The sequence below is a fragment of the Nocardiopsis sp. iso_237 genome (assembly GCF_056173345.1).
Map to the genome: position 1 here is coordinate 6,509,573 of NZ_CM149669.1, position 12,445 is coordinate 6,522,017.

Sequence of the window (12,445 nt, forward strand, 5' to 3'; positions counted from 1 at the left end):
CTACTTTGTGGGGTATGTGATCAGCGCTGATGGACGCGGCCCAGGAGCTTCCTGACACGGAGCTGTTGTCGAGGCACGCTCAGGGTGACGAACAGGCGTTCGCGGTACTGGTTCGCCGTCACCGTGAGCGCCTGTGGGCTGTCGCCGTCCGGATGACGGGCGACCCCGAGGAGGCCTCGGACGCCCTCCAGGACGCCTTCATGTCCGCGTTCCGCGCCGCCGACCGGTTCCGTGGCGAGTCCCAGGTCAGCACCTGGATGCACCGCATCGTGGTGAACGCCTGCCACGACCGCCTCAGACGCCGCAAGGTGCGTCCGGCGACCCCGACCGAGGACGAGACCCTCGACGTCATCTCCAACGACCGCCTGAGCCGTTCCGGGGGCGGCCACGACCACGCCGCGCAGACCGAGGCCCGGCTGGACGTGCACGCCGCGATGGAACTCCTCCCGCTGGACCAGAGGATGGCGCTGACCCTCGTGGACATGCTCGGCTACCGGGTGGACGAGGCGGCGGAGATCCTCGAGGTCGCGTCGGGCACGGTCAAGAGCCGGTGTGCGCGAGGTCGCGCCAAACTTCTTCCCTCGCTGGCCCATCTAAGGAACCCTCAGCCTCCGCGAGACGTCACATCTGGGAGAGGAGGTGCCAACCCATCGTGACGTCCCATCCTGACGTGGAGGCACTCGCCTTCTTCGCGGAGGACCTTCTGGACCCCGACGAGGAACGCTTCGTTGCCACCCACATAGAGACCTGCGCGTCCTGTGCCACGGCCCTCGACGAGCTCTCGGGGGTCACCCGGGTCCTCGCCGACGAACCCGTGCCGGCGCTGCCGCAGGACGTCGCCGACCTCCTCGACGACCGCGTGGCCGAGGCCGTGCGCGAACGCTCCGCGAACACCGCGGCCGGGGAACCCCCTCCCTCCGAATCCCGGTCCCCCGGGGTGTCCGAGGAGCCCGGGGCGGACACGTTGGCACCGGTGGTCCCCCTCAACCGGCGGCGGGGCTTCGGCCTGCCCCACCTGATGGCGGTCGCGGCCGTGACCGTGTTCGTGGTCGGTGGCGGCGCCGCCATCCTCAACGGGCAGATGAACGACCAGCAGGAGTCCACCGCGGCGTCGCCGCTGCTGGAGGACTCCGAGTCCGGGTCGGCCCCCGACACCGCCCAGTCCTACTCCGCGACCTCGGTGGCGAGCGGCACGGTCTACACCGAGGACCGGCTCGGCGCCCAGGCGGCCGAGGTCCTGTCCGCCTCGCGTGAGACGGAGGGCGCCCAGGAGGAGACGGGCACCCAGCAGCTCACCCAGCTGACCGCCGACGCGCAGGAGTGCGTCACCCGTTTCGAGAAGGACGCCGGAACGCGGGTCACCCTGGTCGACGACGCCCTCTTCGACGCCGGTGACGGCCCCGTGCCCGCGTGGGTCCTGTTCACCCGGGACGACGACGGCACCGGGGTGGTCGTCCTCGACCCGGGCAGCTGCGCGGACGGGGACCCCGGCACCGGTGTGCTCTCCGAGGGCCCCCTGTAGACGAGGCCCCGGTGGACGACCGCGCCACCGGCGGCGCGACCACCGTCCTCAGCGGCCGTCCCCGGCACGCACCAGACCGCTCTCGTAGGCCAGCACCACCAGCCCCACGCGGTCGCGCACCCCGAGCTTGGCCAGGAGGCGCCCCACGTGCGTGCGCGCGGTGGCCGGGCTCAGGTGCAGTTCCGCGCCGATCTCCTGGTTGGACATCCCCCGCCCGACCAGGGCCAGCACCTCGCGCTCCCGGACGGTGATCCCGTCCAGCCGGGCGACGGCCTCGGGCGCCGGCTCGCTCCCGGCGAGGCGTTCGATGACGCGCCGGGTGACCCCGGGGGACAACAGCGCCTCCCCCGCCGCCGCCGTGCGGACCGCGTCCCTCAGCTCACGGGGCCCGGCGTCCTTGAGCAGGAACCCCGCGGCGCCCAGGCGCAGCGCCGAGAACACGTTGGCGTCCTCCCCGAAGGTGGTGAGGACCACCACCCGCGTGTCGACATGTCGCCGCCCCGACGTGTCGACACGTCGACGTTCCAGCTCCCGCAGCACGCCGAGGCCGTCCATGACGGGCATCTGGAGGTCCAGCAGCACCACCTCCGGGTGGTGGCGGTCGATCCCGGCCAGCGCACCGCGCCCGTCGGCGGCCTCCGCCACCACCTCGATGTCGCCGTCGCGCTCCAGCAGGGAACGCACCCCTGCGCGGACGAGCTCCTGGTCGTCCACGAGCAGGACCCTCGTCGGCGCGCTCACTCCCCGCCCCCGAGCGGCAGCCGCGCGCGGACCCGGAACCCGTTCCTGGGCACCGGCCCCGCCTCCAGGGTTCCGTCCACCATCCGGACCCTCTCCCTCATCCCGGCCAGTCCCGATCCGCCGCGCCCTCCGTCGGACGACCGGCGCGCTCCGCCCGGCAGGGGCCCCGTCCCGTCGTCCGTGACCGTCACCGTGAGCAGTCCGTCCACGCGTTCGAGGCCCACCTCGGCGGTCTCGGCCCGTGCGTGCCGGAGTGTGTTGGTCAGCGCCTCCTGGACCACTCGGTAGGCGGTCGCGTCGACCAGGCCGGGCAGCCCCGGTCCGCCCGCGCCGGTCACCTCCACGGCCAGCCCCGCCGCGCGTACGGAGGCCACCAGCTCGTCCAGGTGCGCGAGCCCGGCGACCCGGTCGACCTCGCCGGGCCCGCCCCCGGGGCCGTGCAGCGCCCGCACCGTGGAACGCAGGTCGCGCAGTCCGTCGCGCGCGGCCTGGGCGACGTGGTCCAGCTCGGCACGGGCCACGGTCGGGTCCGCCTCGCCCTCCTCCAGTGCCTCGGCCGCCACCGACGTGTGCAGGGAGACCACGGACAGGTGGTGGCCGACGGCGTCGTGCAGGTCCCGCGCGATCCGGGCGCGTTCACGGGCCAGGAGTTCGGCCGACTCCGCCTCCCTCGCCTGGGCGTCCAGCACCGCGATCAGCTCGCGCTGGCGGGCGCCCTCGGCCCTCTGACGGACCCCGTCACCCAGGGCGATCGCCGCCCCCATGATGGCCGCGGTCGACACCAGTTCGTACCCGAGGAGGAAGGCCGGGTCCTGCCCCTCCGCCAGTCTCGCCACCGTGGAGACGACGACGAGCGCCGCCGCGGTCCCCACCGCCCAACGGGTGCGGTCAAAGACGGCGGCGGAGTAGAGCGCTGCGGCGGCGGGCACCGCCAGCCCGATCACCGGCAGGTCCGCCACGTAGTAGGCGATGAGCAGTACGGCGGTGAGCAGGAGGACCGTCAGGGGCCATCGGCGCCGGACCAGCATGAGCAGCCCGAGGGCGGTCGCGAATCCGTAGGCCACGGCCGGAGGGAGGTCTCCCCCTCCGATCCCGGCCCCGATCGCGATCGCCACCACCGCGAAGACGGCGAACCCCAGGAGGGCGTCGACGACGACGGCCTGACGGTCGGCGGGATCGGTGTGGCCGGACTGGTCCTGCTGGCCCTGCGGGCCGGGGCGGTCGGGCATGCGGCGATTCTACGGAGCCGGGCCCCTCGGCGCCCCTGTTCACGGGCGCGTCCGGCTACGCGTTTCGACGTACCGGGAGGGGAGCCCGGACGGACGCTTCGGAGGGGGTCGCGTCCGTAGCGTGCGAGGGGTCGGTGCGGCGTCCGCCGCCCAGCGTCCACGAGGGGAACCCCATGAACCGCCACCCGTCCCCGGCCACCGGAGCCCCGCCCGGCGTACCCTGGCCCCTGGTCGTGAGCCTGGGCGCGCTGGCCCTGGTGCGCCCCCTGATGAGCGTCACCGGGGTCACGGAGGCGATCGGAGCGCCCTGGGCGCAGCTGGGCGTCACACTGCTGGTGACGGCGGCGTGGGTGGTGGCCGTGGTCGTCGCGCACGTGCCCCGGCCCTTCGTCACCCTCGTCTGCGCGGGCGTCGCCTACGGAGTGCTCGCGATCCTGCTCGGCGCGGTACTGTCGCCGCTCCTCGGTGAGGGGTTCCAGGGGCCGCTCACCCATCCCCTCGCCGTGGTCTCGGTGCTGGCCGTGAACGCCGTGTGGGGCGCGGTCGCCGGGGGGTTGGCCCTCGCCGTCGGGGCGGCCCTGGGGCGGGGGTCCCGGAAGGGCTGAGGCCCATACCCCACCCCCGTACGCTGCACGGATGTCGGACCGGGAATGGCGTGCGCCTACCATCGGTTGTGCTAACCATCTTTCCCTGTCACACCACCGTGGCCGGGCAGCGACTGTGTGAAGGGCCTAGAGCGTGAGTGACGTCCGCAATGTCATCATCATCGGTTCCGGACCGGCGGGATACACCGCTGCCGTGTACGCCGCGCGCGCGGAACTGCGCCCGCTGGTGTTCGAGGGGTCCATCACGGCCGGTGGTGCGCTCATGAACACCACCGACGTGGAGAACTTCCCCGGGTTCCCGGACGGGATCATGGGCCCCGACCTCATGGACAACCTGCGCAAGCAGGCCGAGCGCTTCGGCGCCGAGCTGGTCCCCGAGGACGTCACCGACGTGGACCTGACCAAGCCGGTCAAGGAGGTCACCGTCGGCGGGGACACCTACCTCGCGCACACCGTCATCCTGGCCACCGGCTCCGGCTACCGCGAGCTCGGCGTCCCCGGTGAGAAGGAACTGTCCGGCCGGGGCACCTCCTGGTGCGCCACCTGCGACGGCTTCTTCTTCCGCGACCAGGACATCGCCGTGGCGGGCGGCGGCGACACCGCCATGGAGGAGGCCCTCTTCCTCACGCGCTTCGCCAAGTCCGTGACGGTGATCCACCGCCGCGACGAGCTGCGCGCCAGCCGGATCATGGCCGAGCGCGCCCTCGCCAACGAGAAGATCAGCTTCCTCTGGGACACCGAGGTCACCGAGGTCGTGGGTGAGGACCGCGTGAGCGGCCTCAGGCTCGTCAACAACAAGACCAACGAGACCAGCACGCTGGACGTCACCGGTCTGTTCGTCGCCATCGGCCACGACCCGCGCGTGGAGCTCTTCCAGAAGCAGATCGAGCTCGACGAGGAGGGTTACGTGAAGGTGGACGCCCCGTCCACGCGGACCAACCTGGAGGGCGTCTTCGCCGCGGGCGACGTGGTCGACCACCAGTACCGCCAGGCGATCACCGCCGCGGGCACCGGCTGCTCCGCCGCCCTGGACGCCGAGCGCTTCCTCGCCGCCATCGGCAACTAGCTTCCCCGACCCCCTCGTCCGGTTTCGTCGAACCAAGGAGAACCAAGCAGTGTCCACCGTGAAGAACACCACCGACGCCTCCTTCGAGGAGGACGTCCTCAAGAACGACAAGCCCGTCCTGGTGGACTTCTGGGCCGACTGGTGCGGTCCCTGCAAGCAGATGGCCCCGGTCCTGGACAAGCTGGCCGCCAACCATGGCGACAAGATCGACGTCGTGAAGATCAACACCGACCAGAACCCCGAGACGCCGCGCGCGTACAACGTCCTGTCGCTGCCGACCATGAACGTCTACAAGGGCGGCGAGGTCGTCAAGCAGATCATCGGCGCGAAGCCGACGCGTCTGCTGGAGAAGGAGCTCGCGGAGTTCCTGTAACCCGGAGCACCACACACACGCACGAGAGGCCCTCAGGTGGATCCTGAGGGCCTCTCGGCGTCCCGACGAACTCACCCCGGGGTCGCGCCCCCGCGGCCGCCCACGGTCACCTGGAGGCCCGGGGGTGGCAGTGGCGAGTCCCTGACCGGCTGTTTCACGTGAAACAACCTCCGGAGGCCGACCAACCCCTGCCGACTCCGGACACGGCGATGGCGGTGTTTCACGTGAAACACCGCCATCGCCCGCGAGGTGGAGAGGTCAGTTCTCGCGGTCCATCTGACCGATGATCCGCTCCAGGTCCTCCATCGTCGCGAACTCCACGACGATCTTGCCCTTCTTCCGACCGATGTCCACCTTCACCGTGGTGTCCAGCCGGTCCCCCAGACGGGTGGCCCACTCCTCGATCTGCGGGGGATTGTCGATCCGTCCGGCGGAGGCCCTGCGGGGCTTGTCCTCCTCCGGGATCTCCCGGAGCGCGACGATCTCCTCCAGGGACCGCACCGACAGCCCTTCGTCGTTGACCCGCTTGGCCAGACGTTCCTGGGCCTCCGGGTCGTCGATCGACAACAGGGCACGCGCGTGGCCGGCGCTGAGCACCCCGGCCGCCACCCGCGTCTGCACCCTCCCGGGGAGGTTGAGCAGACGCAGTGTGTTGGCGATGTGCGAACGCGACTTGCCGACCTGCTGGGCGAGCTCCCCCTGGGTGGTGCCGAAGTCGTCCAGCATCTGCTGGTACGCGGCCGCCTCCTCCAGCGGGTTGAGCTGCTGCCGGTGCAGGTTCTCCAGGAGCGCCTCCCGGAGCAGTTCGTCGTCGTCCGTCCGGCGGACGATCGCGGGGATGCGGTCCAGCTCCGCGAGCTTGCTCGCCCGGAACCGCCGCTCGCCCATGATCAGCTCGTAGCGGGGCTCGTCCCCGCCTTCGAGCTTGCGGACCACGACGGGCTGGAGGAGACCGACCTCGATGATCGAGTCCCGCAGCTCGTCCAGGGCCTCGTCGTCGAAGTACGTCCTGGGCTGACGGGGGTTGGGGGTGATCGAGGTGAGCTCGACCTCCTCCATGTAGGTCCCGTCCGGCATCTCCGTCGGCCCCTGGGCCGCAGGGGGTTCGGGGACGGACACCACCGTGTCGCGGACGTCCACCGGCGCGGGGGCCGCCGGCCCCTGCGGGATGAGCGCCCCCAGCCCCTTGCCCAGTCCGCGCCGCTGCTGGCTCACCGGCAACTCCCTCCACACTCCTTGTGAGTTTCCGCCCGCCCGGTCGGCCACGCCGACCGGGCGGAGTGTTTCACGTGAAACAACCGCCGTCAGCCGGGGTTGAGCCCCTCGGCCCGGAAGGCGATCTCTCGCGCCGCCTCCAGGTAGGCCACCGCCCCGGTCGAACCGGGGTCGTAGGTCATGACGGACTGCCCGTAGCTGGGCGCCTCGGAGACACGGACGCTCCTCGGCACCAGCGACTTCAGGACGAGCTCTCCGAAGTGCGAGCGCACCTCGTCGGCCACCTGCTGGGCGAGCCGGGTCCGACCGTCGTACATCGTCAGCAGGATCGTGCTGACGGACAGTCCCGTGTTCAGGTGGGACTTGACCAGTTCCACGTTGCGCAGCAGCTGGCCGAGACCCTCCAGCGCGTAGTACTCGCACTGGATCGGGATCATGACCTCGTCGCACGCCACCATCGCGTTGACCGTCAGGAGGCCGAGCGAGGGCGGGCAGTCGATGAGGATGTAGTCGAGGTCCGAGGTGTCGTAGGCGGCGAAGGCCCGCTTGAGCCGGGCCTCGCGCGCCACGAGGGAGACCAGTTCGATCTCCGCGCCCGCGAGGTCGATGGTGGCCGGGGCGCACCACAGGTTGGGGATGTCCGGAACCGGCTGGGCCAGCTTGCGGATCTCCTCGTCCTCGACGAGGCAGTGGTAGATGGACCGGGTCTGGTTGTCGCGCTCCATGCCCAGGGCGGTGGAGGCGTTCCCCTGCGGGTCGAGATCGACCACGAGGACGCGCTGCCCGTTCATGGCGAGGGCGGCGGCGATGTTCACCGTCGTGGTGGTCTTACCCACCCCGCCCTTCTGGTTGGCGACGCTGATGATCCGACAGGCCTTGGGGCGAGGCCAGGGGTCCTCGTGCCCCCGGCCCGTCATCGCGGCTCGGGCCGCTCGGGCGAGAGGAGTGTCGGGGACGCTGTCGGGGGCCGCCTCGCCACTCCATGTTTCACGTGAAACAGGGGGCTGGCCCGCCGTGGAGTCCATCGGTGTTTCACGTGAAACATCGAGCAGGTCTCCATAGGCGCCCACCGGTGTTTCACGTGAAACACCGGCGTCGTCGGCTGGGTTCTGGGGCACGAATGAGTTCACCTCTTCCGTCCGCGCTTCTTCTTGCCGTTCCGCGCCTTCTTCTGGGAGCCTCCCGACGCGGGCGGGCCACCGTCGGATGTCACCGTGACGCGAACGACCGTGGTAGCGGGATCGACTTTACCCCGCCCCACCCTGATCACATCGCTCACGCCAGGGCGCAGTTTCGAAACGTCTTCCCGAGCCTCCGCGAGTTCGGCCTCCGCCTGCTCCCCCTTGAGGGCCAACAGGCTGCCGTCCTTGCGCAGCAGGGGTAGCGACCAACCGGCCAGCCGGGCCAGCGGAGCCACCGCGCGGGCGGTGACGAAGTCGGTGCGCAGCTCGCCGTGCGCCTCCTCCGCGCGCCCCCGGCGCACCTCCACGTTGGTCAGCCCCAGGGTCTTGACCGCCTCGTCGAGGAAGACCGTCCTCCGCAGCAGGGGCTCCAGGAGGATCATCCTGATGTCCGGGCGCAGCAGACCGAGCACCAGCCCGGGCAGCCCGGCACCGGAACCGATGTCCACCACCTCGGCGCCCTCGGGGATCAACTCCTCGACGACGGCGCAGTTGATGAGGTGCCGCTCCCAGAGTCGGGGCACCTCGCGCGGACCGATCAGCCCGCGACGCACCCCGTCGTCAGCGAGGAGTTCGGCGTAGCGGGTCGCCACGGGCAGGGTGTCGCCAAAGACCGCCACCGCCTCCGGGGGCGGGGCGGGGAGCGTAGCGCCGGGCTCCTCAGTGCCCGAGGTCATCGGTCACCACCTGTCGGAACTCGTCCATCGTCACTTCCATGAACCGTTGGGTCGTCATGTCGACCTGTCCACAAGGGGACAGGGACCGGACGACGCGGGAAGCGCGCGGCGGATCGCGGCCGACCGCGCGCATGGGGGTTCGTCCCCTCCCCCACACGGATCGTGTGGTTCGCGACTCCACTCGCGGAGCCACCCCGGGGGTACCGAGGGTGGGACGACTCGTGGTGGGAAGGTCCCCGCAGATGATCCTACGCGGGGGCCGCACCGGTGTTTCACGTGAAACACCCCTTGCGTCCGACTCGGTCCAGGGACCTTCGGCCCGAGCCGTCTCGGCACCGGTCCCGCCACCCTCCCCCGGGCATGACGAAGGGGCGGTGTTTCACGTGAAACACCGCCCCTTGTCCGACCGTTCGTCGACTAGTCGGCGGGGTGGACCACCACGTAGCGGTTGGGCTCCTCGCCCTCGGACTCGCTGCGCAGCCCGGCCGCGGCGACCGCGTCGTGCACCACCTTGCGCTCGAACGGCGTCATCGGCTCCAGCGGGTGGACCTCGCCGGTCTCCTTGACCTTCGTGGCGGCCTCGGCGCCGATCTGGAAGAGCACCTTCCGGCGACCGTCGCGGTAGCCGCCGATGTCCAGCATCAGGCGGCTGCGCTCACCGGTGGCCCGGTGGACGGCCAGACGGGTCAGTTCCTGGAGCGCCTCCAGGACCTCGCCCTCCTGACCGATCAGCTCGTCGAGGGTCGCCCCGACGACGGAGACCATCGCGCGGTCGCCCTCGACGTCCATGTCGATGTCGCCGTCGAAGTCCGCGATGTCGAGCAGACCCTCGATGTAGTCCGCGGCGATGTCGCCCTCGTTCTCCAGGGCCTCGACGTCGACTCCGGCCTCAGGTGCGTCAGCCACCGCTACGCCACCGCTCTCTTCCTCGCTACGTCCCACAGCGATCCCGTCTCCTCTATCTCCGTCAGTCCCTGGCCGCCGTACGCCTCAGGGGCATTCTCGCCTGCGCACTCGAAAGTCGTGAACGCCGACACGAAACAGGGAGGCCCTACTTGGAGCCGCCGCCGCGCTTGGAACGCGTCTGCTTCTTCGGCTGTTTGCGTTCGATCTTAGGCTGTTCCTTCGGCTCCGGAGCGGTTTCCGGAGCCTTCTTGCGGCCGAGCATGCCCTTGGCCGAACCCTTCGAGGAGGAGTCCTTCGAGGACTCGGTGTCCGCGCCGGGAGCGGGCTGGTTCCGGTACAGGAAGTGCTGCTGCACCATCGTCCACACGTTGGAGGTGACCCAGTAGACCAGCACACCGATCGGCATCATGAGGCCGAAGAGGCCGAAGGCCGGCGCCATGTACATCATGATCTTCTGGGTCTGCATCATCGGGTTGTCAGGCTGCTGCGCGATGCTGCGCTTGATGCTCTGACGCATGGTGAGGAACGTCGTGACGCCCATGACCACACACGCGATGGCGATGACGACCTTGGCCATGATGGGGTCGGTCGCGCCCAGGGCCCGCAGCTCGTCCGGCGGGGTGTTGAACTGGGCGGCGATCGGGGCGTGGAAGATCAGCGCCTCACGGGCGCTGTCCGCGAGCTCCTGGGTGAAGCCGAACTGCACCTTGCCCTCGGCCACGCTGCGCAGCACGCTGAACAGGGCGAAGAAGACCGGCATCTGGAGCAGCAGCGGGAGGCAGCCCATGATGGGGTTGGTGCCGCTCTCCTGGTAGAGCTTCATCGACTCCCGCTGGAGCCGCTCCTTGTCGTGCTTGTAGCGCTCCCGAAGCTTCATGATCTTCGGCTGCACTTCCTGCATCTTGCGCTGCGTGTTCATCTGCTTGACGAACAGCGGCACCATCAGCAGACGCATCAGGCAGGTCAGCAGCACGATGGACAGGCCCCACGCCCACCCGCTGTCGGGGTTCAGGCCAACGATGGTCAGACCCGAGTGGATCCAGACCAACACGTGGCCGATGATGTTGTAAAGCCAGTCCAGCACCGGCCAACTCCTCGGTGATTCGGTTCAGCTACTGGTCCCCGGAAGCGGTGCCGGTGTGCCCGGTTCCGCCCGTAGACTCCTCGGACTCCTCGTTCCGGCGCCCCTTGGGCGGCGGAACCGGATCAAGACCCCCCGGGTTGAAGGGGTGGCAGCGGGCGATACGCCTGACCGTCAGCCACAACCCGCGAAGTCCCCCGTGGACGCGCAGCGCCTCGACGCCGTACGCGCTGCACGAGGGGTAGAAACGACAGACCGGGGGGAAGAGCGGGCTGATGAAGCGCTGGTAACCCCGGATGGGCAGGATCAACAACCGTGCGAACGACGTCGGTCTGTGCTCGGTCATTGCTGCGCCCACCGTTCTGCGCCCTCCTGGGGGCGACGGTCACCGTCTGCTTCACTCTTCGCCGACCCGACCGGTTCGGGGCGTGGGCCCCCGCGGCCGCGCCGACGCTTGTCGGCCCCACGGGGACGCTGCGCCGCGGCGATCGCGCTGTCGAGTTGTACCGCCAGGTCCTCCTGCCGCAGGGTCGCGGCCGAGGGCTTGGCCCGCACTACCAGCAGGCTACCGTTTGGCAGAACAGCCAACCGTGAGCGCATCAGGTGGCGGAGGCGCCTCTGTACGCGTTTGCGGACGACGGCTCCCCCGACGGCCTTGCTCACGACGAAACCGACGCGCGGCGGTGCCGGTGCGTCGGTTCGGTCACTGTCGCCGGACGGTTTCCGGGGAGCGAGGTAGATGACGCCCAGGGCGTCACGCGAGGAGCGCCGTCCGGAACGCATGACCGTCCCGAACTCGGCGCTGTGGCGCATCCGGTTCTCCGGCGACAACATCGGGGTTCCTCCGGGAGAGGGGTGCGGCACGGCCCCCGGCTACCGGTTCCGTGCCCCACGACAAAGGGACCGACCGGCGAGAAGGCCGGACCGGTCCCAGTGAAGACTTGAGGCTTGACGTGGCCTAGTGGCTCACGGTCAGCGCGGCGCGTCCCTTACGACGTCGCGAGGCGATGATGGCGCGACCGGCGCGCGTACGCATGCGCAGCCGGAAACCGTGGACCTTCGCGCGACGCCGGTTGTTCGGCTGAAACGTACGCTTGCTCACTACTGGCTCCAGGGGCGTGTCAGGAAAGTACTACGACAGACCCCCAGGATATGCGGGGCCTTACAGTGCGTGCGCCGAGGCCGCGACTTCGTGGCTGGCACGAGCGCAGGCAGAATCGTCGGCATAAGCATAAAGAACATACGACCTGGTCGGGTCGTGGTCAAATCGGCCCCGCTGACCGTCCCGCGCGGGGAGGACCGAGGCCCGGCTCGACCGGTGGCGGACGCCACCGCCCACAGTCTACCCGCGTCCGCGTGGACCACTGGTTGTCCACAGCGTGTGAGACTTCCCCAAGGGGTGGGGGCTGTGGATAACCTCAACCTGTGGATAACTCGCCCCCGGCGCTGTCCACAGCCACCCCCAACCTGTGGACAACCGCTGTACACATCCCCTGAACTGGGGATTGTGGATAACCACCCGAAACACACAGGGGACTGTCATCCTGTGGATAAACCTGTGGACAAGGTGTGGACAACCTCCAGAAGCTGTGGATACCCAGAGGTAGTCAAACCCTTGGACTCCAGACTCCGCGTCCGTTGTCCACAGGCTGCGCACGACCCGAACGACCGCCCTCGAACCGGAACCCCGGCCCGGCACCTCCCTCAGGGGAGGACAATGGGACCTGTGGGCCCCACGGGGTCCGCACTCCCCAGAGACACGCCGGACCGAACGCCCCCCGTCCCCTCACCGCCTCCAACCGCACCGAACAGATCCGCACCGAAGGGACAGCAACCATGGCAGGTCACC

15 protein-coding genes are annotated in these 12,445 nt (G+C 70.0%); 5 read left to right on the forward strand and 10 right to left on the reverse strand.

Annotated elements, in window-relative coordinates; all coding sequences use genetic code 11:
• Positions 1-29 precede the first annotated feature (29 nt).
• Together sigM and AC0VYM_RS29130 are read left to right on the forward strand one after the other, a co-directional pair.
• Entirely contained in the window at positions 30-656 is a 627-nt protein-coding gene (sigM, locus tag AC0VYM_RS29125; RefSeq protein WP_475457518.1) for an RNA polymerase sigma factor SigM, read from the forward strand.
• A complete protein-coding gene (locus AC0VYM_RS29130; protein WP_475457520.1) occupies positions 653-1,522 on the forward strand; it encodes an anti-sigma factor family protein in 870 nt (289 codons plus the stop codon). Before sigM ends, AC0VYM_RS29130 begins: the two co-directional genes overlap by 4 nt.
• A gap of 48 nt (positions 1,523-1,570) precedes the next feature.
• On the opposite strand, the gene AC0VYM_RS29135 is transcribed toward AC0VYM_RS29130, so the two are convergent.
• Positions 1,571-2,263 (reverse strand): response regulator, encoded by a 693-nt coding sequence (locus tag AC0VYM_RS29135; protein ID WP_475457523.1) that lies wholly within the window; start codon positions 2,261-2,263, stop codon positions 1,571-1,573.
• Positions 2,260-3,492, reverse strand: a complete 1,233-nt coding sequence (locus AC0VYM_RS29140; protein WP_475457525.1) for a sensor histidine kinase — start codon at positions 3,490-3,492, stop codon at positions 2,260-2,262. The genes AC0VYM_RS29135 and AC0VYM_RS29140 overlap by 4 nt, the downstream gene beginning before the upstream one ends.
• Before the next feature lie 173 nt (positions 3,493-3,665).
• Here AC0VYM_RS29140 and AC0VYM_RS29145 point away from each other — a divergent pair, with 173 nt between their 5' ends.
• From AC0VYM_RS29145 to trxA, 3 genes are all read left to right on the forward strand, one after another.
• Complete coding sequence (locus tag AC0VYM_RS29145) at positions 3,666-4,097, forward strand: hypothetical protein (protein ID WP_475457527.1); 432 nt, start codon at positions 3,666-3,668, stop codon at positions 4,095-4,097.
• Between the two features lie 133 nt (positions 4,098-4,230).
• The gene (gene trxB, locus AC0VYM_RS29150; RefSeq protein WP_475457529.1) at positions 4,231-5,163 is read left to right on the forward strand and encodes a thioredoxin-disulfide reductase; all 933 of its coding nucleotides are present in this window, start codon (positions 4,231-4,233) and stop codon (positions 5,161-5,163) included.
• 49 nt (positions 5,164-5,212) lie between these two features.
• Complete coding sequence (gene trxA, locus AC0VYM_RS29155; RefSeq protein ID WP_475457531.1) at positions 5,213-5,536, forward strand: thioredoxin; 324 nt, start codon at positions 5,213-5,215, stop codon at positions 5,534-5,536.
• A 258-nt stretch (positions 5,537-5,794) separates the two neighbouring features.
• Here trxA and AC0VYM_RS29160 read toward each other — a convergent pair whose 3' ends face one another.
• The 8 genes from AC0VYM_RS29160 to rpmH form a co-directional block, all read right to left on the reverse strand.
• Positions 5,795-6,751, reverse strand: a complete 957-nt coding sequence (locus AC0VYM_RS29160; RefSeq protein WP_475457533.1) for a ParB/RepB/Spo0J family partition protein — start codon at positions 6,749-6,751, stop codon at positions 5,795-5,797.
• A gap of 89 nt (positions 6,752-6,840) precedes the next feature.
• Positions 6,841-7,668 (reverse strand): ParA family protein, encoded by an 828-nt coding sequence (locus AC0VYM_RS29165; protein WP_475457535.1) that lies wholly within the window; start codon positions 7,666-7,668, stop codon positions 6,841-6,843.
• A gap of 209 nt (positions 7,669-7,877) precedes the next feature.
• Positions 7,878-8,609, reverse strand: coding sequence for a 16S rRNA (guanine(527)-N(7))-methyltransferase RsmG (gene rsmG / locus AC0VYM_RS29170; RefSeq protein WP_475457537.1), 732 nt, complete (start codon positions 8,607-8,609; stop codon positions 7,878-7,880).
• Positions 8,610-9,026: 417 nt separating this feature from the next.
• Positions 9,027-9,515 carry a Jag family protein gene (locus tag AC0VYM_RS29175; RefSeq protein ID WP_475457539.1) on the reverse strand — a complete coding sequence of 163 codons (489 nt, stop codon included), beginning with the start codon at positions 9,513-9,515 and terminating at the stop codon, positions 9,027-9,029.
• A 145-nt stretch (positions 9,516-9,660) separates the two neighbouring features.
• Positions 9,661-10,599 carry a membrane protein insertase YidC gene (gene yidC, locus AC0VYM_RS29180; RefSeq protein ID WP_475457541.1) on the reverse strand — a complete coding sequence of 313 codons (939 nt, stop codon included), beginning with the start codon at positions 10,597-10,599 and terminating at the stop codon, positions 9,661-9,663.
• A 28-nt stretch (positions 10,600-10,627) separates the two neighbouring features.
• A complete protein-coding gene (yidD, locus tag AC0VYM_RS29185; protein WP_017545702.1) occupies positions 10,628-10,942 on the reverse strand; it encodes a membrane protein insertion efficiency factor YidD in 315 nt (104 codons plus the stop codon).
• Positions 10,939-11,430, reverse strand: a complete 492-nt coding sequence (rnpA, locus tag AC0VYM_RS29190) for a ribonuclease P protein component (protein ID WP_475457542.1) — start codon at positions 11,428-11,430, stop codon at positions 10,939-10,941. The genes yidD and rnpA overlap by 4 nt, the downstream gene beginning before the upstream one ends.
• 124 nt (positions 11,431-11,554) lie before the next feature.
• Complete coding sequence (rpmH, locus tag AC0VYM_RS29195) at positions 11,555-11,698, reverse strand: 50S ribosomal protein L34 (protein WP_014909187.1); 144 nt, start codon at positions 11,696-11,698, stop codon at positions 11,555-11,557.
• Positions 11,699-12,445 lie beyond the last annotated feature (747 nt).